20 protein-coding genes, 1 other RNA gene and 1 other annotated feature are annotated in these 20,729 nt (G+C 50.6%); of the genes, 20 read left to right on the top strand and 1 reads right to left on the bottom strand.

The window, feature by feature from the left end:
- Positions 1-220 precede the first annotated feature (220 nt).
- From speE to argS, 6 genes are all read left to right on the top strand, one after another.
- Positions 221-1,048, top strand: coding sequence for a polyamine aminopropyltransferase (gene speE, locus H8B09_RS23945; protein ID WP_191206123.1), 828 nt, complete (start codon positions 221-223; stop codon positions 1,046-1,048).
- A gap of 153 nt (positions 1,049-1,201) precedes the next feature.
- On the top strand, positions 1,202-2,071 hold the full coding sequence (gene speB / locus H8B09_RS23940; protein ID WP_191206122.1) for an agmatinase: 870 nt from the start codon (positions 1,202-1,204) through the stop codon (positions 2,069-2,071).
- A 283-nt stretch (positions 2,072-2,354) separates the two neighbouring features.
- On the top strand, positions 2,355-2,663 hold the full coding sequence (locus H8B09_RS23935; RefSeq protein ID WP_318152735.1) for a DUF7667 family protein: 309 nt from the start codon (positions 2,355-2,357) through the stop codon (positions 2,661-2,663).
- A 69-nt stretch (positions 2,664-2,732) separates the two neighbouring features.
- Positions 2,733-3,257, top strand: coding sequence for a DNA-deoxyinosine glycosylase (locus H8B09_RS23930; RefSeq protein WP_191206121.1), 525 nt, complete (start codon positions 2,733-2,735; stop codon positions 3,255-3,257).
- A 14-nt stretch (positions 3,258-3,271) separates the two neighbouring features.
- Positions 3,272-3,513: a binding site (T-box leader), on the top strand.
- A 109-nt stretch (positions 3,514-3,622) separates the two neighbouring features.
- Complete coding sequence (locus H8B09_RS23925) at positions 3,623-4,105, top strand: YwiB family protein (protein ID WP_191206120.1); 483 nt, start codon at positions 3,623-3,625, stop codon at positions 4,103-4,105.
- A gap of 50 nt (positions 4,106-4,155) precedes the next feature.
- Positions 4,156-5,832, top strand: coding sequence for an arginine--tRNA ligase (gene argS / locus H8B09_RS23920; RefSeq protein WP_191206119.1), 1,677 nt, complete (start codon positions 4,156-4,158; stop codon positions 5,830-5,832).
- Positions 5,833-6,039: 207 nt separating this feature from the next.
- Here argS and H8B09_RS23915 read toward each other — a convergent pair whose 3' ends face one another.
- On the bottom strand, positions 6,040-7,176 hold the full coding sequence (locus tag H8B09_RS23915; RefSeq protein WP_191206118.1) for a S8 family peptidase: 1,137 nt from the start codon (positions 7,174-7,176) through the stop codon (positions 6,040-6,042).
- Positions 7,177-7,536: 360 nt separating this feature from the next.
- On the opposite strand from H8B09_RS23915, the gene rpoE reads away from it, so the two are divergent.
- The 14 genes from rpoE to H8B09_RS23845 all read left to right on the top strand — a co-directional run bounded on the left by rpoE (position 7,537) and on the right by H8B09_RS23845 (position 20,341).
- On the top strand, positions 7,537-8,112 hold the full coding sequence (gene rpoE / locus H8B09_RS23910; RefSeq protein WP_191206117.1) for a DNA-directed RNA polymerase subunit delta: 576 nt from the start codon (positions 7,537-7,539) through the stop codon (positions 8,110-8,112).
- 437 nt (positions 8,113-8,549) lie between these two features.
- Positions 8,550-10,154: a CTP synthase gene (gene pyrG, locus H8B09_RS23905; RefSeq protein WP_191206116.1), complete on the top strand. Its 1,605-nt coding sequence runs from the start codon at positions 8,550-8,552 to the stop codon at positions 10,152-10,154.
- A 278-nt stretch (positions 10,155-10,432) separates the two neighbouring features.
- Positions 10,433-10,828: a response regulator gene (locus H8B09_RS23900; RefSeq protein ID WP_191206115.1), complete on the top strand. Its 396-nt coding sequence runs from the start codon at positions 10,433-10,435 to the stop codon at positions 10,826-10,828.
- A 487-nt stretch (positions 10,829-11,315) separates the two neighbouring features.
- Positions 11,316-12,584, top strand: a complete 1,269-nt coding sequence (gene murA, locus H8B09_RS23895) for a UDP-N-acetylglucosamine 1-carboxyvinyltransferase (RefSeq protein WP_191206114.1) — start codon at positions 11,316-11,318, stop codon at positions 12,582-12,584.
- Between the two features lie 102 nt (positions 12,585-12,686).
- Positions 12,687-14,045, top strand: coding sequence for a transcription termination factor Rho (rho, locus tag H8B09_RS23890; RefSeq protein WP_191206113.1), 1,359 nt, complete (start codon positions 12,687-12,689; stop codon positions 14,043-14,045).
- A 62-nt stretch (positions 14,046-14,107) separates the two neighbouring features.
- A complete protein-coding gene (locus H8B09_RS23885) occupies positions 14,108-15,364 on the top strand; it encodes a radical SAM family protein (protein WP_191206112.1) in 1,257 nt (418 codons plus the stop codon).
- 153 nt (positions 15,365-15,517) lie between these two features.
- The gene (gene rpmE / locus H8B09_RS23880; RefSeq protein ID WP_191206111.1) at positions 15,518-15,715 is read left to right on the top strand and encodes a 50S ribosomal protein L31; all 198 of its coding nucleotides are present in this window, start codon (positions 15,518-15,520) and stop codon (positions 15,713-15,715) included.
- Positions 15,716-15,789: 74 nt separating this feature from the next.
- Positions 15,790-16,230 (top strand): hypothetical protein, encoded by a 441-nt coding sequence (locus H8B09_RS23875; protein WP_191206110.1) that lies wholly within the window; start codon positions 15,790-15,792, stop codon positions 16,228-16,230.
- Between the two features lie 70 nt (positions 16,231-16,300).
- Positions 16,301-16,566, top strand: an RNA gene (gene ffs, locus H8B09_RS23870) — signal recognition particle sRNA large type.
- A gap of 192 nt (positions 16,567-16,758) precedes the next feature.
- Positions 16,759-18,567: a DNA polymerase III subunit gamma/tau gene (dnaX, locus tag H8B09_RS23865; protein WP_191206109.1), complete on the top strand. Its 1,809-nt coding sequence runs from the start codon at positions 16,759-16,761 to the stop codon at positions 18,565-18,567.
- Between the two features lie 49 nt (positions 18,568-18,616).
- Positions 18,617-18,928: a YbaB/EbfC family nucleoid-associated protein gene (locus H8B09_RS23860; RefSeq protein WP_191206108.1), complete on the top strand. Its 312-nt coding sequence runs from the start codon at positions 18,617-18,619 to the stop codon at positions 18,926-18,928.
- A 99-nt stretch (positions 18,929-19,027) separates the two neighbouring features.
- On the top strand, positions 19,028-19,627 hold the full coding sequence (gene recR, locus H8B09_RS23855) for a recombination mediator RecR (protein ID WP_191206107.1): 600 nt from the start codon (positions 19,028-19,030) through the stop codon (positions 19,625-19,627).
- A gap of 169 nt (positions 19,628-19,796) precedes the next feature.
- Positions 19,797-20,081: a DUF2508 family protein gene (locus tag H8B09_RS23850; protein WP_191206106.1), complete on the top strand. Its 285-nt coding sequence runs from the start codon at positions 19,797-19,799 to the stop codon at positions 20,079-20,081.
- Complete coding sequence (locus H8B09_RS23845) at positions 20,078-20,341, top strand: pro-sigmaK processing inhibitor BofA family protein (RefSeq protein WP_191206105.1); 264 nt, start codon at positions 20,078-20,080, stop codon at positions 20,339-20,341. The genes H8B09_RS23850 and H8B09_RS23845 overlap by 4 nt, the downstream gene beginning before the upstream one ends.
- Positions 20,342-20,729 lie beyond the last annotated feature (388 nt).

Raw genomic sequence — 20,729 nt, 5'->3', positions numbered from 1 at the left:
CAGGAAGGGGGATGGGTTGACCTAAAGATTTACATTGGATTTACATTTACAGAACATTAACAAAACACTGCTGACTATAATTTTGAGAAGTGATCTCCGCAAGGTGAAAGGATAAATTGGTGCCTTAATTATAGTTTGTAATGAAGTTTTGGTTACTCTATAATACAAAAGGAAACATTGACCCTAAGGCGGAATTGTGCGTATAGAAGGGAAGATGAAGATGGAATTGTGGTACACGGAGAAGCAGACGGAAACGTATGGCATTACGGCGAGAATCAAAGAAACGTACGTGAGCGAACAGACGGATTTCCAGAAGCTCGACATGATCGAAACCGAAGAGTTTGGCACAATGCTCGTCCTCGACGGGATGGTCATGACGACAGATAAAGATGAATTCGTTTACCACGAGATGGTTGCACACCCTGCGCTGTTCACCCATCCGAACCCTGAGAACGTGCTTGTCGTCGGCGGCGGCGATGGCGGCGTTATCCGCGAAGTGTTGAAACACCAGCAGGTGAAGAAAGCGGTACTCGTCGAAATCGATGGCAAAGTGATCGAATACTCGAAGCAATATTTGCCGAACATCGCAGGCGAGCTCGACAACTCGCGAGTTGAAGTGATCGTTAATGATGGCTTCATGCACATTCATGATCATAAGAATACGTACGATGTCATCATAGTGGATTCGACTGAGCCGGTTGGGCCAGCGGTGAACTTGTTTACGCGCGGTTTCTACCAAGGCATCTACGAATCGCTGAAGGCGGAAGGCATCTTCGTTGCCCAGACGGACAATCCGTGGTTCAAGGCGGATCTTATCGCAAGCGTTAACCGCGATGTGAAGGAAGTGTTCCCGATCGTTCGCGTTTATTGCGCGAATGTACCAACTTATCCGTCGGGCCTGTGGACGTTCACAATGGGCAGCAAGAAGCACGATCCGCTTACGATTGACGAATCGGCGATTCCTGAATTGGATACCAAGTACTATTCTCCACGTCTTCACAAGGCAGCGTTCGCTCTGCCGAAATTCGTTGAGAATCTGGTGAACTAATAGCATTAAAGTGGTTGTTACTTTGTGAACACGCACTTGTAGTGAGGTTCCCGGAACTGCGCGCTTCTTGAAGGGGGCGATCGGCTCCGGGAATTTGAACGTAAGCGCAAGCTTTCGATATCATTAATTCTCAACATTTCAGGAGGTTCCCACATGAAAATCGATCAAAAGTATTCCGGCAACGTCTTTATCTTAAGTTCCGATGACTATGCAGCATCCAAAGCCGTTATTTACGGTATGCCAATGGACTTCACCGTATCGTTCCGTCCAGGTTCGCGTTTCGGTCCTGCCCGCATCCGTGAAGTATCGATCGGTCTGGAAGAGTACAGCCCGTACCTCGACCGCAGTCTTGAAGACATTACATACTTTGACGCAGGCGATCTGCTGCTGCCATTCGGCAACGCGGGACGCTCGCTCGAAATTATCGGCGAATACGTTGGCGGCCTTCTGAATGATGGCAAAATGCCGGTAGGCCTCGGCGGCGAGCACCTCGTATCGTGGCCTATTTTCCAAGAGGTGTACAAGAAGTACCCGGATCTGGCTATCATCCACTTCGATGCGCATGCTGACCTGCGCGAGAGCTACGAAGGCGAGCCGCTGTCCCACTCGACGCCGCTGCGCAAAGCTGCTGGCCTGATGGGCGGCAAGAACATTTACCAATTCGGTATCCGTTCAGGCTCCCGCGAAGAGTTCCAATATGCGCGCGAGAACATCAACTTCTATCCGTTCGAAGTGCTCGAGCCGCTGAAGAAAGTGCTGCCTGAGCTTGCAGGCCGTCCTGTTTATCTGACGATCGACATCGATGTGCTGGACCCTTCGTGCGCACCTGGCACAGGCACGGCAGAAGCTGGCGGCATTACGAGCAAGGAGCTGCTCGACGCGGTACATGCAATCGCTCGCGCAGGCATCAACATTGTAGGCTGCGACCTCGTGGAGGTAGCGCCGCATTATGATTCAACAGAACAAACGCAAATCGTTGCAGCCAAAGTCATTCGTGAGATGCTGCTTGGTTTCGTGAAATAAGGTAAGGCATTATGAAGAGGCTTCATCTTGGTCGGCACCTGCCGAATAAGATGGAGCTTTTTTTTTTTGATGCAGAACATCACTAGAAGCGTTAGTAACATCGCTGTGTATATGATAGTTTGTAAGAGTTCAAGCAACGGATATAATGAGATAGAATATTCACACCAGTAAGGGCTCGAAGCTGTTAGCTTCATCGCGCTGAATGAACTATCAATTCTGTCATCACACCTGCTATATTTCCATCCAATAGTGGGCATGCTGGATACCAAGAGGGGGTGTCCGTATGAAGTTGATGCCAATCTACGAGCGGATGGCAGAGCTGCGAATTATTCAGAAACGTCGTAAGCTGACGGATTCGGAACGGCTGGAGATGGAGCATTGCTTGGACGTGAATGCTGATCATTGTATGCGGCTTGCGCAGCTGTACAATTTGTCGCTAATGGCTTCGATGACCGAGGATAAGGAATGGCAGCATCAGCTGTGCCAAGAGATCGAACGGTTCGGCGGCACGCCAAGCAGCAATGGAAGCAGTGATGGAAGTAGCAATAGTAATGAAAGCAGCAATGGAAGCAGTGGGGGAAGCGGCAGTTAAGACGTCATCAGTCATTTTGGAAGCAGTTGCACTTATATACGCATAGAAGGAGGATCTAACCCTACTAACATGACGACCGTACATTCCTTCGAGCCCGTCGTAGACGAGCGATCTTCTGTGCTGGTACTCGGCAGCATGCCGGGCGTTCCATCATTAACAGCGAGTGAGTATTATGGCAATCCGCGAAACTATTTTTGGCGTGTTCTTTATGGTCTGCATGGGCTGCCGGTTGACGATGAGTATGAGGCCAGACTGGCTTTTGCGCTTGATCATCATGTTGCGATGTGGGATGTCCTCAAATCATGCACACGGGAAGGCAGCCTGGATGCGAATATTCGCGATGAGGTCGTTAATGATATCCCGGGCTTGCTACGTCGGTATCCGAACATTCGCGCCATCGCATTGAACGGAACCAAGTCGCATGATACGTTTAAGCGGCATTTTGGCGCAACAGAGGAAGCGGCGCGCGTTGTCTGCTTGAAGCTGCCGTCGACAAGTCCGGTGCCAACGAAGACGATGCGCAACCTGGATGACCGTCTCGCTGCATGGCGTGTGATCGAACCATATTTGCAAAATCCAGTGTATCGCATATAATAGATGCAATTAGTTAACCGACGATGAGCGGGACAGTACGAAGCGATGCGATGCGACAGCGAGCCGGGAATGGTGGAAGCCGGCAGTATCGATGCCTCGGAAACGCCCCCGGGAGTTGGCAGTTTGAAGGCAAGGAGGCTTATCGCTTCTGCTTGCTGCGTAGAATTGCCCGGTCACACCGTTATCGTGTTTGAGAGGCTGCTTAAGACGAAGTCAGCCAGAAGAGTGGTACCGCGGATCAACCTCCGTCTCTTTCCTACAAGAGATGGAGGTTTTTTAATGTCATCTCTGATGTGCATGCCCGAATACAGCTCTTGTACGATATTGGAATAAGAAGCAGGGCAGATAGGAGGGTGGTCAATCAAGTGACAGATAAGGCAAATGTTCGTTTGACGTTAACGAGCGAGATCGAAGGCGAGATGCAGGAGCATCAATTCACTGGCGAATGGTTCCGCAAAGGACGTACCGTTTATGTGCGATATACGGAGACGGACGAGAGTTCCGGCGAAGTGCGGACCGTGATCCGCTGGCGGGACGGTCAGCTTAACATTGCTCGGCGAGGCGTCGTGGAGTCGGAGCAGAATTTCGTTGCAGGAGCAAGGCAGGCTGGCGAATATAAGTCGCCTTTCGCACGATTCAAGATGGTGACGGACACATCGCTGTTATGGATGCAGTGCGGCGATCTCGTACAGCGCGGCGGTCAGCAGCAACCGGTCGAAGTCGAAGATGGAGAACTGGTTCCGATGCTTCCCATGCTGCTCGAATGGCATTATAACATGTATGTCGATGAGGAATTAACGGGGCAGTTCAAGATCAAGCTGAAGGCCGAGCCCGACACGGACTGTTAATGCGATAAGCTCGCTCTAATGATACAAATACTATTAGGAGGTTTCATCTCATGACCAACGTAATTGATCAATTATATGACAATGTGAAAAATGCGATTGCCGACGCAGTCGTCGCAGCAGGCATCGTCGCTCGTGAAGAACTGCCGGAATTCGTGCTCGAAGTGCCGCGCGACAAATCGCACGGGGACCTTGCAACCAATGCTGCGATGCAGCTGACGAAGATCGCCAAGCGCAACCCGCGCCAGATTGCCGAAGCAATTGTCGCGAACTTGAACGGCGCATCCGCTTCGATCGAGTCGGCTGAAATCGCCGGCCCAGGCTTTATCAACTTCCGCCTGAATAAGAACTATCTGTACCCAGTCGTTGGCGATGTACTGACATCGGGCGACAACTATGGCCGCGTACAAGATAACGCAGGCAAGTCCATTGAGGTTGAATTCGTCAGCGCTAACCCAACAGGCAGCCTGCACCTTGGCCATGCCCGCGGCGCAGCAGTTGGCGACGCATTGTGTAACGTACTTCATTTCGCAGGTTATGACGTAACGCGCGAATACTATATTAATGATGCAGGCAATCAGGTTGCGAACCTGGCTTATTCGATTGAAGCCCGCTACAAGCAAGCACTCGGTCAAGATGCTGCGATGCCAGAGGACGGTTACCATGGCGCAGATATCGTTGGCTTCGCTGAAGAGCTTGCCAAGCAAGAAGGCGACCGTTTGCTGTCGCTGTCGGATGACGAGCGCTTCGCCTTTTTCCGCCAATACGGTCTGGAACGCGAGCTCGACAAAATCAAACGCGACCTCGGCCGCTTCCGCGTCAGCTTTGATCTGTGGTACAGCGAGACATCGCTGTATGAGCAAGGTCTCGTAGAGCAAGGTCTGGACGCACTTCGTGCAACTGGACATGTCTATGAAGAAGAAGGCGCAACGTGGCTGAATACGACCCAGTTCGGCGACGACAAAAACCGCGTTCTTGTGAAAAATGACGGCTCCTATACTTATTTGACGCCAGACATCGCGTACCACCGTGTCAAATACGGCCGCGGCTACGATCAACTCATTAACATCTGGGGCGCTGACCACCACGGCTACATCCCGCGTATGAAAGCAGCTATGGAGGCGCTCGGCAACGATCCAGGCAAGCTGACGGTTCTGATCGCACAGATGGTGAGCTTGTTCCAGAACGGTGAGAAGGTGAAGATGTCCAAGCGTACCGGCAAAGCCGTAACGATGGAAGATCTGATGGATGAAGTCGGCGTCGACGCAATCCGCTATTTCTTCACGATGCGCAGCATGGACTCTCACCTCGACTTCGACATGGACCTGGCAGTTTCGACTTCGAATGAGAACCCTGTATTCTATGTACAGTATGCGCATGCACGGATTTGCAGCATTTTCCGTCAGGCGGAAGAGCAAGGCGTCGCAATGCGTTCGCTGTCGGACATCGACCTGTCCCGCCTGTCGACCGAGCAGGAGTACGACTTGCTGCGTAAGCTCGGCGAGCTGCCGCAAGAAATTTCGGATGCTGCTGCCCAGTATGCGCCGCACCGCGTCATTCGTTATGTGTACGAGCTGGCTTCGCAGTTCCACAGCTACTACAAAGCAGAGCGCGTCATGACGGAAGATGCAGAGCAGACGCAAGCGCGCCTGGCCCTGCTGGCTGCAACGCGTATCGTTATCGCGAACGTGCTGCGTCTGGTCGGCGTAACAGCTCCTGAGCGCATGTAAGAAACCTGTATCGATGCAACACAGGAGGAACAACCCTACAGCTTTGCGTAGCAAAGCAGCTTCGTAAGCATGAGGTAGGTTTTATCGCCAATAAATGATACAAGGCCTGATGAGCAAGCCGCAGCGGCTTCTCTTCAGGCCTTTGGTCCGTTCAAGTACAGGTTTCTCTTCCTGCTGCCTTGATTCATCATGGTCATGAGGGCTCCCCTATTGTTTCTCCATCATCTGCAGCATCTTCGCAATATCGAGCTCCCCGGTCATACGAGGCGCCTTCTTGCCGCGCAGTGGCTGCATGGAACGCCTGAGAGTAGCCTTGACTTCAGCAGGCGTCAGGTCTGGGTGCTTGGCAAGCAGTAGCGCAACAGCGCCGCTCACATGGGATGTAGCCATCGAGGTTCCGCTCATCTCATGATACTTGCCTTTAAGCCAGGAAGACGTAATTTTGTCACCGGGTGCATAGATATCGATATAGATGCCGCGATTGCTGAAGGGCGCGATGCGCCGCAGTCTCGTCGTTGCACCGACCGATATTGTCTGCGGGTAGCGGGCGGGATAGTCAATTGCACGGCGTTTGCCGTCGTTGCCAGAGGAAGCAACAATGATGACGCCTGCATTAGCCGCATTGGTTACGGCGCTCAGCAGCGCCTTGCTGCGCGATTTCATTCCGAAACTCATGTTAATAATATTCATCCGATTCCGCACACACCAGTCGATCGCGAGTATAATATCGGAGACATAGGCACTTCCATTATGATCGAACGCCTTGATGGGATGGATGAGCGAACGAGGTGCAACGCCGATCATGCCCTGCAGCTGATTAGCCGCAGCGATGGTGCCGGCGATATGGGTCCCATGTCCATTATCATCATGAGGCAGCAAGCTGCGATTGAGCAGATTAATGCCCCGCGCCAGCGAACCTCGCAGATCGGGATGGCTGAAGTCGACGCCCGTATCGACGACGCCAATTCGAATTTTATGACCGGTTGTCGTGCTCCAAGCTTGCGGCGCTTTAATATGTGCCACGCCCCAAGGGATTCCTTTCTCGGGAGCGGGCACCCGCGATGTCACGCCATGAATGCGGACACGCTGGTCCGTCTCTACCCAGACCCGCCCGTCGAATCGACGGTGCGGGCTGTCATCGGGGATCGGACAAGATATCGCTTGAATAATGCCCATCTGTCGGACCGATTGCAGTGTCGACACCGAGCCCTTCATTTCCGACCATTCGTGAAGAAATCGGCGAAAGTCCTGGGTGTGTTGAAAACGAATAATTCTTTTTCTATGGCTCGCGCCTTTTTCGGCCATCATACCCTGCAGCCAACGGAGAAAAGCGGTGGTGTCCAAATTACAGGTCCCCTCCCGACGACGATGCTGCAGTATTGTATGAACGAGCGGTAAGACCCGCATGAGCAAGTTGCCTTTTTTCATATAATTAGGCTTGAAACCGTGTCAAAAAGCGGAACAGGACATAGGATGGTGTAAGAGCCAATAAAGGTCTCTTACAATCCCGGAGGGCGGAACATAGACACCACGTCCGGAAGGATACAGTCAAAGCGAAGGGGATATGCCCTTCGCTTTTTGCGCGTGGACGAGCTTATAAGCTTGCATTTTGTATGGAAATAGGTTTTACTATAGGTTGATACGGAAACAATCGTAAATGAACGGGTTTTCGACGATATTGAGGTAGCGGGAGGATGGGTCAGGATGAGCAGCGATTTCGCCGCAAAATGGGACCGCGAGCAGATTCAAGAAATGCCGATGGTGGACCTGGCATTCGAAGTGTTGAAATCAACCAACACCCCGATGTATTATCGGGACTTGATGATGGAGATAGCAAAGATCCGTGAATTGGATCCAGAGCAGATTAATGATGTGATTGCACAAGTATATACAGAGATTAACGTTGACGGACGCTTCGCGTGCGTTGGCAGCAACAATTGGGGCTTGAAACGCTGGTATCCGATCGAGCGTAACGAAGATCCAATTACGAATGCCAAACGTCCTCGCATTATCAACGATGATGACGATGATGATGAAGACATCTTTGCGGATGAAGAGGAAGAAACATACACGGCGGAAGAGGACGATTACGATTCGTACGATGAGGATCGTGAGAACTTCGAAGAGAACGAAGAAGAAGCGGAAGTCGACGAAGACGTGGCAATCGACGATGAAGAGATCGAAGAGGATTCGGAGAGTGAAGAACTCGAAGGAGAAGAAGGCGACGATTTCGACAGCGATGCTGACGACGGCGATGAGGAAGACGACGACGATAACTAATCGCGGCGGCGGTTTTGTGCTCCCCAATTTAGGGCGTACAAAGCCGCTTTTTTAATTCCAAAAAGAGGGCTGCAGACGTTTCATCTTGCCGTCGATGATTACTTGACAGGCCTTCTCCCAGAAGGTAAACTATTGCATGGGCTTCTGATGAAGGATAAGGAATTGTTAACGTACACGCGTTGTGACGTTCTTATTACTGTCATAACTTGTATATCTACGAGAACGAAAGTGCCCCGTGGACACGGGTGTCACTTTTTTTATTTTGCCAACACACATAGGACGCCGTCCGATTCTCGGACGGCGAAACCTTTTTCTCATGCGGTCATTTGAGTATTGTTCCATAATTTGGACGACATTCCTTGCAGTGCGCAGCGCTGATTCGCGCGAGATTAGGCAAACCTAAACATTAACATAGGAGCTTGGAGGGTATTGGTACAGTGACTAAATACATTTTCGTAACAGGCGGTGTCGTGTCTTCTCTTGGTAAGGGCATTACAGCGGCATCTCTTGGCAGGCTGCTGAAGAACCGCGGTCTTAAAGTAACGATTCAGAAATTTGATCCTTATATTAACGTTGACCCGGGTACGATGAGCCCTTATCAGCACGGTGAAGTATTCGTAACGGATGACGGCGCGGAGACGGACCTTGACCTGGGCCACTACGAGCGTTTCATCGACATTAATCTGTCGAAGAACAACAACGTAACGACCGGCAAAATTTACTCGACCGTTATTACGAAAGAACGTCGCGGCGAGTATTTGGGCGGCACGGTTCAAGTTATCCCCCATATTACGAACGAGATTAAGGACCGGATCTTCCGTGCAGGCAAGGAAGCAGGCTCCGACGTTGTTATTACGGAAATCGGCGGTACGGTTGGCGATATCGAAAGCTTGCCATTCATGGAAGCGATTCGTCAGATCAAGAGCGATATCGGCCGCGATAACGTCATGTACATTCACGTTACCCTCATTCCTTATATTAAAGCAGCAGGCGAGATGAAGACGAAGCCGACGCAGCATAGTGTCAAAGAACTGCGCAGCATCGGCATTCAACCGAACGTGATCGTCTGCCGTACGGAACAGGAACTGCCAGAAGACATGAAGCGCAAAATTGCTCAATTCTGCGACGTTGACGCGAACGCTGTTGTAGAATGCCGCGATGCTTCGACACTGTATGAAGTTCCGCTGATGCTCCGTGAGCAAGGTCTCGACGATATCGTCGTGAACCACTTGAAACTGACGACGACACCTCCGGATATGACGGAGTGGGAAGCGCTCGTGAAGCGTGTGAAGTCGCTGCACAAGAAGACCGAGATCGCAATCGTCGGCAAATACGTTGCGCTGCATGATGCTTACCTGTCGATCGTTGAATCGCTTGGCCATGCTGGCATCGCGCTTGAATCCGATATCGACATTCGTTGGGTTAACGCAGAAGAAGTGACGGACCGCAATGCAGCTGATTTGCTGCAAGGCGTACACGGCATTCTCGTTCCAGGCGGCTTCGGCGACCGTGGTATCGAAGGCAAAGTTGCGGCGATACGCTATGCCCGCGAGAATAATGTACCGTTCTTCGGTATTTGCCTCGGCATGCAAGTAGCCGTAATCGAGTATGCTCGCAACGTTTGCGGTTTGGACGATGCGAACAGCTCGGAGATCAATCCTTCTACGCCATATCCGGTTATCGATCTTCTTCCCGACCAGAAGGATATCGAAGATATGGGCGGTACGATGCGTCTTGGCCTGTATCCGTGTAAGCTTCTGCCAGGTTCGGTCGGCATGAAGGAGTACGACGATGAGCTTGTGTACGAGCGTCACCGTCATCGGTATGAGTTCAACAACGAATACCGTGAGCGCATTGAGTCTGGCGGTCTCGTCTTCTCGGGCACGTCCCCAGACGGCCGTTTGATCGAGATGGTTGAACTTCCGAACCACCCGTGGTTCCTGGCTGTTCAATTCCATCCAGAGTTTACATCCCGTCCGAACCGTCCGCAGCCGTTGTTCCGTGGATTCGTTCGCGCAGCGTTGAACTACTCGAACCAATAAGCAATACGTTTACTCATATCCGTCTGTGCATTCTGACTGAATGCATAGGCGGTTTTTTTTGTTTTCTGTCTGATTTTGGTGGCAAATCAAACGGAGTTCAAATGCCGAATTAGCGGGTTTTGACTTTGCTTTGTTGTTCTTTATCAATATCTGACAAGACATGTAATTCCTTTTTTTTGAAAAAACGGAAGGAAAATAGGATACATGCTGCGAATAGATATTTATAGAATAAAAAATGGAATTTTCGGCGAGTCCGAGGTTTTGTAGGAGGCGAGGAAGTGGAGAGCAACAAAGTATTGATCGTGGATGACCAGAACGGAATTCGGGTACTGCTGATGGAAGTGTTCAGCAGCGAGGGTTACGAAACCTATCAAGCTTCCAACGGTAAGCTGGCACTGGAGATTGTTCGGGCACAGCGTCCGGATCTAGTGCTTCTCGATATGAAGATTCCTGGCATGGATGGTCTCGAGATATTGCGTCATATCAAGACGATCGATGTCGATATCAAAGTCATTATGATGACCGCATACGGCGAGCTTGATATTATCAATGAAGCTCGTGATTTAGGAGCGTTGATGCACTTCACGAAGCCGTTTGATATTGATGAGCTTCGTTTTGCAGTCAATCATCAGCTCCGCGGTGATTTGAATAGCCGTACACCGATTGGGACCTAGTTGATAGGTCCTTTTTTGCTGTGCTACAATCCATTTACCATATTCGAACGCATTGTGATATACTGAATCAGTGTGTCCTAACTTAAGAGATGTGATGATGAAATTAATGGTACGAAGTTCGCATAGAAGTAAGATCAATCAAGATTAATCGTTCAAGAGAAAATCCGTCTGTTCGGCAGCAGCAATCAAGCGTAACGTTCGAAACATGAAACCGAACGACCGTCCGAGATGGACGGATCGACCATAATGGAGCGGTGCTCCAGCGAGGGACGGGCTATTCGCCCTCCTTATGCTTGTCAGGCGGAAGTCTCTCCTGTAGCGGATCATTACTGATTCGCCGGGGGAGATTCGCCATATTCATAGGGATAATTTCCAATTAAAGTGCGTGTTCAAAAAGTGCGGTTTTTTTGAACAACCTCTTAAACGGTCGGTGTCGTTATTCGCTGTATTTGTTCGCTTCTGACGGGGGAGGGTTCGGGTTAAAGGCATGGAGAAATTGATGATTCGAGGCGGTCGTCCGCTTCATGGTGAAGTGCAGATCAGTGGTGCGAAGAATAGCGCAGTTGCGCTTATTCCTGCAGCCATTCTAGCAGAGTCGGAAGTTGTATTGGATAATTTGCCGGCGATAAGTGACGTTGCTGTATATAGCGAGATATTGAGGGACCTTGGTGCAGTCGTGCAGCGGAAGGATGATGTCATCCGTATCGATCCGTCCGACCTGAAGTCCGTTCCGATGCCGAATGGCAAAGTGAAGATGCTTCGGGCGTCTTATTATTTGATGGGTGCATTGCTTGGCCGTTTCGGCGAGGCTGTTATCGGTTTGCCAGGCGGCTGCAATTTTGAACCAAGACCGATCGACCAACATATCAAAGGTTTTGAAGCATTAGGTGCGACTGTCGTGAATGAGCACGGCGCAATGCGTATTACAGCCAAAGAACTGCGCGGCGCAAAGATTTATCTGGATATCGTCAGCGTTGGTGCAACGATTAACATTATGCTCGCGGCTTCTAGAGCTAAAGGCTCCACAATTATCGAAAATGCGGCTAAAGAGCCTGAAATCATAGATGTAGCAACATTGCTTAACTCCATGGGCGCGCGTATTAAAGGGGCTGGCACGGAGACCATTCGTATCGAAGGCGTCGATCAGCTGCATGGCTGCCGCCACTCCATTATTCCGGACCGTATTCAAGTGGGTACGTATATGATCATGGCTGCTGCAACACGGGGCGATGTTACGGTTGAGGGCGTTATTCCGAAACATATGGAGGCCATTACGGCTAAACTTCGCGAGATGGGCGCAACCGTCGAAGAAATGGATGATGCGGTTCGCATCATCAGCGGAGATCAACCTTATCATCCTGTCGATGTCAAAGCGCTGGTATATCCGGGCTTTGCAACCGATCTGCAGTCTCCGATGACTAGTCTGCTTACGCAGGCGAGCGGTGTAAGCATATTATCCGACTACATCTATGGCAACCGATTCAAGCATGTGCCTGAACTGGCGCTGATGGGCGCCAATATTCGTGTCGAGGGACGTTCTGCAATTATTGAGGGCGGACCATTGAGCTCGGCCAAGGTGCATGCAACTGATCTGCGAGCGGGTGCTGCGCTTGTTATTGCGGGCCTGACGGTTAAGGATGGCATAACAGAAGTAACAGGCGTGGAGTATATCGATCGCGGTTATGATAATTTGGTAGAAAACCTGCGCCGTTTAGGTGCAGATATTTGGCGGGAGACAGCTCCTGACGATAAATAGGAATAGGGATGCATGAGAGTGGCGCTATTTTGAATCCCAATGGAATAGCGTCTACTTTTTCAGGCAATGCTGGTAAGCAAAATCGAATAGAGTGGTGAGAATATGGCCGATCTTCAGATCGCTGATCTAGAAGAGATGAAATTAACGGAACTGTACAAGCTGGCGAAGCAGTATCAGATCCCTTATTACGGACAGTTTAAGAAAAAAGAACTTATTTTCGCGATATTGCGGGCGCAAGCGGAGAAAAGCGGATTTTTCTTCATGCAAGGTATTTTGGATATCCTGCCAGACGGCTTCGGATTCCTTCGACCGATCAATTATTCCAGCAGCAATGAAGATATTTATATTTCGCAGTCTCAGATTCGACGATTCGATCTGCGTTCAGGCGACCTCGTGTCGGGTAAGTGTCGACCGCCCAAAGAGAACGAACGTTATTATGGATTGCTTCAAGTTAATGCAGTCAATGGCGAGAACCCGGAAACTGCTGCAGAACGTCTTCATTTTCCCGCCCTTACCCCTCTTTTCCCAGAGAAGAAATTGGTACTGGAAACAGCCCCTAACAAGCTCTCGACCCGGATTATGGATTTGCTCGCCCCGGTTGGTCACGGGCAACGCGGTTTGATTGTTGCTCCGCCGAAGGCAGGTAAGACGCTGCTTCTGAAGGAGATTGCCAACAGTATTTCGAACAATCATCCCGACATTGAGCTTTTTGTGCTGCTTATTGATGAACGTCCGGAGGAAGTAACGGATATGCAGCGTTCAGTCAAAGGGGAAGTTGTCGCTTCAACCTTCGATGAATTGCCGGAGAATCATATTAAAGTTGCTGAACTCGTTCTTGAACGTGCGCTGCGGCTTGTTGAGAGTAAGAAGGACGTTGTTATTCTGCTCGATAGCATTACACGGCTTGCTCGTGCCTATAACCTTGTTATTCCGCCGTCTGGCCGTACGCTCAGCGGTGGTATTGACCCTGCGGCCTTCCACCGTCCTAAACGGTTTTTCGGTTCGGCGCGTAATGTGGAAGAGGGAGGCAGTCTTACGATTCTGGCTACGGCTCTTATCGAGACGGGCTCCCGTATGGATGACGTTATTTATGAAGAATTTAAAGGTACAGGCAACATGGAGCTCCATCTGGATCGCAGACTGGCAGAACGTCGCATTTTCCCGGCGCTCGATATCCGTCGTTCGGGTACGCGCCGCGAAGAGATGCTGCTAACGAAGGAAGAACTCGACAAGATCTGGGCAATCCGCAAGAGCATGAACGATTCGATGGAGTTCGTAGACAGCTTCCTCAAGAAGCTTGCCGACTCGAAGACGAACGAGGAGTTCCTCATGTCGCTTGATACATCATCGTTCACGAACGGATCATCCCATACAGGAACGAATTCGGCTGGAAGCAGCGGGGGCACCAGTGTTGGCCGTAGGCCGCAGGCTCGCTCGACTGCAGCATCGCCTCGTGAATAGAACATTTGCAATGGTTTGAGAAGTTGGGTTCGGCTCGCCGGACCCTTTTTTAGGAGGACAGCATGAATCTTGTTTATGCAGACGCCGATGGCAACGTATTCGACCATCCAACTTGGATTGGTCTTGGACGCAGCGGCGATATGGTTGTTGAACTAATGGAAGAGGAACTTATCCCCCTGCCTGAAGGTGCAACGCTGGTTGGTTTGCCGAATACGCGACCGATTGGTCTGGACCCGAAGAAAGGAACGATGGCGGTACTGCCTGGCGATGTGCAGGCGGTAGGCGCGCTAATGCCGCAAGGCTATACCCGTTTGAACATTCCTTCGTATGTAAAGACGAATAAGGACGAGAAGTTCCCGCTGTTCGGCTATACGGCTGTAGTTTGGAAGGACGGACAATTTTATGTGGCAGCTGAGGCTACGGACGATCCGGAACGATGGAATCCGCTCAACTGCGACCGCCGTGCTGTAGCTAGCGGGGTTGAACGGTTGACGGCGAAATATCCGGAGAACCGTCTGTACAAGCATTTATCGAACTGTGCGCTCGGCTATGAGTGCCTGACTTCATCTAATACATTCCTGCAGCGGTGGGAAGGCGGGGTTCCTGTTTCATATTCCTGCAACGCAGGCTGCTTTGGCTGTATTTCGGAACAACCTGACGACAGCGGTTTTGTTGCGCCGCAGACGCGGATGAACTTCCGTCCGACTGTCGAAGAAGTTGTGCAGGTTATGATGGAGCAGCTCGTTACGCCGGATGCGATTATCAGCTTCGGTCAAGGCTGTGAAGGCGAGCCTTCCACGCAAGCTAAGATTATTATTGAAGCAATCAAGGAAGTGCGAAGCCGTACTTCGATGGGTTATATCAACATCAACACTAATGCGGGTATAACCGATTTTATGCGCGGCATCGTTGATGCGGGTCTTGATCTGATGCGCGTCAGCACGATCAGCGCGTTGGACGATCATTACAATGCCTACTATAAGCCGCGTGCCTATACGCTGAAGAACGTAGAGAAATCCCTCAAATATGCGACGGACAAAGGTGTTTACACCTCGATCAACTATTTGATTTTCCCTGGTGTAACCGACCGTGAAGAAGAGATTGAAGCGATGATCGGTTTCGTGAAGCGGACAGGACTTAAGTTGATCCAGATGCGCAACCTGAACATCGACCCTGAAAGTTATCTGGAGTTGATTCCGAAGCCGCAGGGTGAAATTTATGGCATGAAGCAGATGTTGGAGATTTATCGCGAAGAACTGCCAGACGTTGTGATTGGCTCTTATACTCATCTTCCGCCTTCCAAGCTCGGAAGCCGGTAGCGGATAACAGCAATCACCAGGGTTAATGGGCAGATGATTAACGCAGGATATACATGTCATTGCGCAGGTTGAACGACACGTGCTATAATCACCGTTGTATGTGCTACTTACTCTGGACTCGCATGTAGTTCAGGGCGGAAAGAGGTGAACGAGATGAAACAAGGTATTCATCCGACGTACCACGTAACGACTGCTACGTGTGCTTGCGGCAATACTTTCGAGACTGGTTCGATCAAATCGAACCTGCGTGTCGAGATTTGCTCCGTATGCCACCCGTTCTTCACTGGTAAACAGAAGTTTATCGATGCAGGCGGTCGTGTGGACAGATTCAAAAAGAAATACGGTATCTAATATTCTGTTTGAAATTGGCAGAATACAACGACCTCCCTCAGCCATCCTATGGTCTAAAGGGAGGTTTTTTGTTTATGTTCTTCAATCGAATCGCTCATTCGCGTATATACGATCGCCGGATTTCCAGCAAGCTTGCACTCGGGTTGCTCGCTATCGCGCTTATCGCACTTGAGGCGGGCTGCGGTGGAGGAAGCGGCAAGTATGATAATAAAATGCGGGTACAGCACTACGGTCATGATGGCTATATGGGGCTGACGAATACGAATCCTTCGCTTCCGAACTCGCCGCACAGCTTGACGATTAAGAACGATACCGACTTCGTCGACCAGAAGCTTCGCGAACTGAAAGGAATTACTCGCTCACGCACCGTTATCGATGGTGCGCGGCTTACGGTTACGATTGACGCCGATCGAAATCTGAACGCCAAAGAACGGGAACAACTGAAGAAGAAGGCAATTGCAGTCGTTCGGCAGAATATGCCTCGATACGAAGTTGATGTTCGTGTAACACCGTAACGGATTATTCATTATGTAACTTTTGCCGAGAGGTTGCACTTTAGGTTTCAATCGTCTATACTTAGTTTTACCGTGCTAGACGGGGAGGTAGCGGTGCCCTGTAACTCGCAATCCGCTGTAGCGAGGTTGAATTCCTGCTTGAGGTTATGTGATGCGGGGTTTGGTCTTTGTGAACAATGTTGACAGTTGGGTCCCTCGCAATGGGCATCTGTGAACCCGGTCAGGTCCGGAAGGAAGCAGCCGTAAGCAGACACGTTCATGTGTTGGGGGAGTGCCTGACTCGAGTTGGGATCAAAGGTGCCACTCGGATCGCATGTATCGGGAGTAGGTGCACGGTACCTACTTATAATAACAGCCATCCGGCTGCGCATTGAATGGTTAATCCCATGATGCGCAGGCCGGATTTTTTGTATCTAACTTTATTGATGGTGAATCCAGCAGGCGCAATATGTTTGTTTTGTTGCTGCTTGGGTTCGTGTATAATGGAATAATCGGATCGAAATGTCATCGCAGAGAGGATGGGTCCGCATGTCTCATATTGCCTTATACCGAGCTTGGCGTCCCCAGACGTTCCATGACATGGTCGGACAACGGCACATTATCAAGACACTCCAGAATGCGATTCGCGAGAATAGAGTCTCGCATGCCTATTTATTTAATGGGCCTCGCGGAACAGGCAAGACGAGTGCTGCCAAGATTATGGCCAAAGCCGTCAACTGTGAACGAGGACCGGCACCGGAACCGTGTAATGAATGTGATGCTTGTCAGGGGATTACGGCTGGCACGGTCATGGACGTCATCGAGATTGATGCCGCTTCCAACCGCGGGATCGACGAGATTCGCGAAATTCGTGATAAAGTTCGTTACGCCCCGTCCGAAGTTCGATATAAAGTGTATATTATTGATGAAGTGCATATGCTTACGACCGAGGCATTTAATGCGCTCTTGAAGACGTTAGAGGAACCGCCCGGTCACGTTATCTTCATCTTGGCAACTACGGAACCGCACAAGCTGCCGGCGACGATTATTTCAAGGTGTCAGCGGTTTGATTTTAGACAAGTGTCGCTTGAGGAACAGACGGAACGCCTTCGTCTTATTTGCCAAGAGGAAGGGATACAGGCTGAGGAAGAGGCGTTATCCTATATCGCGCGTCTATCCGAAGGCGGTATGCGTGATGCGATCAGCCTTCTCGAGCAATCAGCAGCATTTGGCGGTGAGTCGATCACGCTTGAGGGTGCTGTGGATGTTACCGGAGGATTGGCCGCGAATCAATTCGCTCGATTGGCAGAAGCTGTTCGAGACCGGGATGCAGGAGCGATCCTTCCACTTGTAGAAGGATTAATGCAGGCGGGTAAGAGCGCAGAGAAGTGCATGGAGAACTTTATTTACTATTTCCGTGACCTTCTCGTCTTGAAGCTAGCTCCGCAGGCAGGCGCATCGACCGAACGTATCGTTGACGATGGACGTTTCAGCGAGATGGCGCAGGCCTTTACTGCTGAGCGATTGTTCCGAATGATCGACGTGTTGAACCGCTATCAGACCGAGATGAAGCATGCGCTTCAGTCTCAGACGTTGTTTGAGGTTGCGCTGATGAAGCTCTGTACGATGAATGAGCAGGGAGAGACGGTCGAGCGGGATGCTGCATCGGGCGGAGGAGCCTCTTCAGGTGGTTCGCAGACAGGCTCAGCAGCTGGCCAAGGTGAAATCACACGATTGCAGCGCCAAGTCGAGATGTTGGAGAACAAGCTCGAGCAGCTGCTTCGCAATGGCGTGACGGCAGCAGGTGCTGGCGAGGCGTCTGGCGCAGGCCAAGCGAATGCGGGCAACGCGAACCGTCGAGGCGGCGCGGCACGAGGAGCCTTTGGTTCGGCAGGCGGCGGAGGTACAATCAGCAAGCCGAAGCTTGAGCCATTTGTGGCTGCATTGAACGGCTCTGCAACATCGCAGATTCGGATGCGATGGGGAGAGCTGCTCCAACGGGTCAAAGATGCGAAGATTACGGTTCATGCATGGCTTGTTGATGGTGATCCAGTATCGGCTGCAGACGAGACGGTGCTTGTTGCGTTCAAGAGCATGATGCATCGGGAGACGACGGAGAAGCCGGTTAACCGTGAACTGATTGAACATGTGCTGCGTGAAGTATTCGGCAGACCGATTCGTCTTGCGACCGTCATGATGAAAGATTGGCAGGCAGCTGCGGAAGGCGGGGCGGCTCGTCAGGAAACAGCCGAAACACTCCAGCTTGAGCCCGAGGATGAGCCGGCGTCCAAACCGGAATGGGTCGAAGAAGCATACAAAATGTTTGGAGACCAGCTTGTCGAGCTTAAGTCCGATTAGGTAGAATAGCGTTATAGCGTTATCTTATAAATCTCACGAGGTGAATGATATGACAAATATGCAGCATATGATGAAGCAAGTGAAGAAGATGCAAGAGCAAATGCTCAAAGCGCAGGAACAACTCGGCTCGAAGACGATTGAAGGTTCCGCAGGCGGCGGCGTCGTTACTGTACAAGTAAACGGCCACAAACAAATTCTCTCCATCAACATCAAACCAGAAGCAGTGGATCCAGAAGATATCGAGATGCTGCAAGATCTCGTGATGACGGCTGTAAACGATGCACTCGCGAAGGCTGAAGAACTCGCGAACGAAGATATGAGCAAATATACAGGCGGACTGAAAATTCCTGGCCTGTTCTAAGACTTGAAGATACGCCTAATGTTAGCATGACAGGCGGCCTGTCGGACCCGCATACCGCGACCGGCAGGCCGTTTGCCGCTTAAAGAGGAGAGAACGCTCATGTATTATCCTGAGCCCATAGCCAAATTGATCGACGCGTTCACCCGACTGCCAGGCATTGGTCCTAAGACTGCTGCCAGACTAGCGTTTCATGTGCTTCGCATGCAGGAGGACGATGTAATCGATTTTGCCAAAGCGCTCGTCAGCGTCAAACGTAATCTGCATTACTGCTCGGTCTGCTGCAACATTACCGATACAGATCCTTGTCGGATCTGCCAGGATAATACGCGCGATCGATCCGTTATATGCGTTGTACAGGAATCCAGAGATTTGGTCGCTATGGAGCGGACCAAAGAGTTCGACGGGTATTATCATGTATTGCAAGGTGCAATATCGCCAATGGAGGGAGTTGGGCCGGACCAGATTCGGGTTGCCGAACTGCTTCAACGGTTAAGCGATGAGCGTGTACAAGAACTGATTCTGGCGACGAACCCGAACATCGAGGGGGAGGCGACGGCGATGTACTTGTCCCGATTGGTCAAGCCTTTTGGCATTCGAGTTACGCGAATCGCACATGGTCTGCCGGTAGGCGGCGATCTTGAGTATGCGGACGAGGTTACATTGTCCAAGGCGCTTGAGGGTCGTCGAGAGCTAAACTAGTTGTTTACAGATCCTGCTGTGATATATGCCGCATCGTCCAATGATGGATGGTGCGGCATTTGTTTTATTTTAGTAGGAATCGTGAATGGCATTGCCTTCTCCGTTCTAACCGTCAGCGAACGTTCATACATTGTGATGAGCAAGTATGGACGAGCGGAGGGGATTATATATGCGGTTAAAATGGTGGGGGCAGAAGCGCACTGAACTGACGGACAAGCAGAAGCGGCATGAAACGGCGCAAGAGGTATGGGATCTAAAGATCGACATTGAAGAAGCGCGCAAGAGCTGGCTCAGTGCAACTCGGTTCTTTCAATATGCGGTGGAGCAGGACGAGGTTGATTATGCGGTATATCACCTAATGGCGGCGGAGCAACGGTACTCCATGCTTGTAAAACGTGCAAAGGCGCTTAAAGATGTAGAGTGGCCGGCATGGACAAGGAGTGAAGAACGATGAAATGGTTCTGGACGGCTTTGCTCGTGATATCTTCGCTTTCCTTACTTGTTGTGTTATTCAGAAACCGCGGCTCGCTGGAGTTCCTTCGCAGATTCGCGCTTCATCTTATACTTGCTGCGCTTGCGTTATATGCGGTCAATTACTCTGGGCTTCTTAGTGGATGGGAAATCCCGCTCAATGCAACGACCGTAGGAACGGTCATGGTGCTAGGGCTTCCGGGTGTGGCGCTGATCGCTGGATTGAAGGCGGTATTGTTCTGATGTCGATTGAAGTCGAGGGTTGACTGGGGCGGGAGTGATATGATAAATTAAGGACCTCGTCTTACGGCGGGACAGCAGCAATAAGCGGTGCAAACGTAACTTCAAATTAATTTGAAAAAGTGCTTGCAATCAGCTGGGTGGCTGTGATATATTATAAAAGTCGCCGCTGAACAACAGCGAGACAAGAAACAAAAAGATATGCTTGCAAGATACGCGAACATCTGATAATATGATGAACGTTGTCGAAACAAGATAAAAGAAATGCTTGACACACTGATTAACATCTGGTAAGATGTAAAAGTTGTCGAAATTGTTCTTTGAAAACTGAACAACGAGCGAAACTGTCAGTTTAAATGTTTTAAATGAGCTAAACAAGCACTTCTTTTAT

Source organism: Paenibacillus terricola (genome assembly GCF_014779765.1).
Taxonomy (GTDB): Bacteria; Bacillota; Bacilli; order Paenibacillales; family Paenibacillaceae; genus Paenibacillus_T; species Paenibacillus_T terricola.
The sequence above is the reverse complement of the archived record's forward strand: the minus strand, read 5'-3'. Positions and strand labels throughout refer to the sequence as shown.

What these genes read in the sequence shown, in the direction of transcription:
- speE (WP_191206123.1), top strand. Translation starts at nt 221, where the DNA reads ATGGAATTGTGGTACACGGAGAAGCAGACGGAAACGTATGGCATTACG.
- speB (WP_191206122.1), top strand. Translation starts at nt 1,202, where the DNA reads ATGAAAATCGATCAAAAGTATTCCGGCAACGTCTTTATCTTAAGTTCC.
- H8B09_RS23935 (WP_318152735.1), top strand. Translation starts at nt 2,355, where the DNA reads ATGAAGTTGATGCCAATCTACGAGCGGATGGCAGAGCTGCGAATTATT.
- H8B09_RS23930 (WP_191206121.1), top strand. Translation starts at nt 2,733, where the DNA reads ATGACGACCGTACATTCCTTCGAGCCCGTCGTAGACGAGCGATCTTCT.
- argS (WP_191206119.1), top strand. Translation starts at nt 4,156, where the DNA reads ATGACCAACGTAATTGATCAATTATATGACAATGTGAAAAATGCGATT.
- rpoE (WP_191206117.1), top strand. Translation starts at nt 7,537, where the DNA reads ATGAGCAGCGATTTCGCCGCAAAATGGGACCGCGAGCAGATTCAAGAA.
- murA (WP_191206114.1), top strand. Translation starts at nt 11,316, where the DNA reads ATGGAGAAATTGATGATTCGAGGCGGTCGTCCGCTTCATGGTGAAGTG.
- rho (WP_191206113.1), top strand. Translation starts at nt 12,687, where the DNA reads ATGGCCGATCTTCAGATCGCTGATCTAGAAGAGATGAAATTAACGGAA.
- H8B09_RS23885 (WP_191206112.1), top strand. Translation starts at nt 14,108, where the DNA reads ATGAATCTTGTTTATGCAGACGCCGATGGCAACGTATTCGACCATCCA.
- rpmE (WP_191206111.1), top strand. Translation starts at nt 15,518, where the DNA reads ATGAAACAAGGTATTCATCCGACGTACCACGTAACGACTGCTACGTGT.
- H8B09_RS23875 (WP_191206110.1), top strand. Translation starts at nt 15,790, where the DNA reads ATGTTCTTCAATCGAATCGCTCATTCGCGTATATACGATCGCCGGATT.
- dnaX (WP_191206109.1), top strand. Translation starts at nt 16,759, where the DNA reads ATGTCTCATATTGCCTTATACCGAGCTTGGCGTCCCCAGACGTTCCAT.
- H8B09_RS23860 (WP_191206108.1), top strand. Translation starts at nt 18,617, where the DNA reads ATGACAAATATGCAGCATATGATGAAGCAAGTGAAGAAGATGCAAGAG.
- recR (WP_191206107.1), top strand. Translation starts at nt 19,028, where the DNA reads ATGTATTATCCTGAGCCCATAGCCAAATTGATCGACGCGTTCACCCGA.
- H8B09_RS23850 (WP_191206106.1), top strand. Translation starts at nt 19,797, where the DNA reads ATGCGGTTAAAATGGTGGGGGCAGAAGCGCACTGAACTGACGGACAAG.
- H8B09_RS23845 (WP_191206105.1), top strand. Translation starts at nt 20,078, where the DNA reads ATGAAATGGTTCTGGACGGCTTTGCTCGTGATATCTTCGCTTTCCTTA.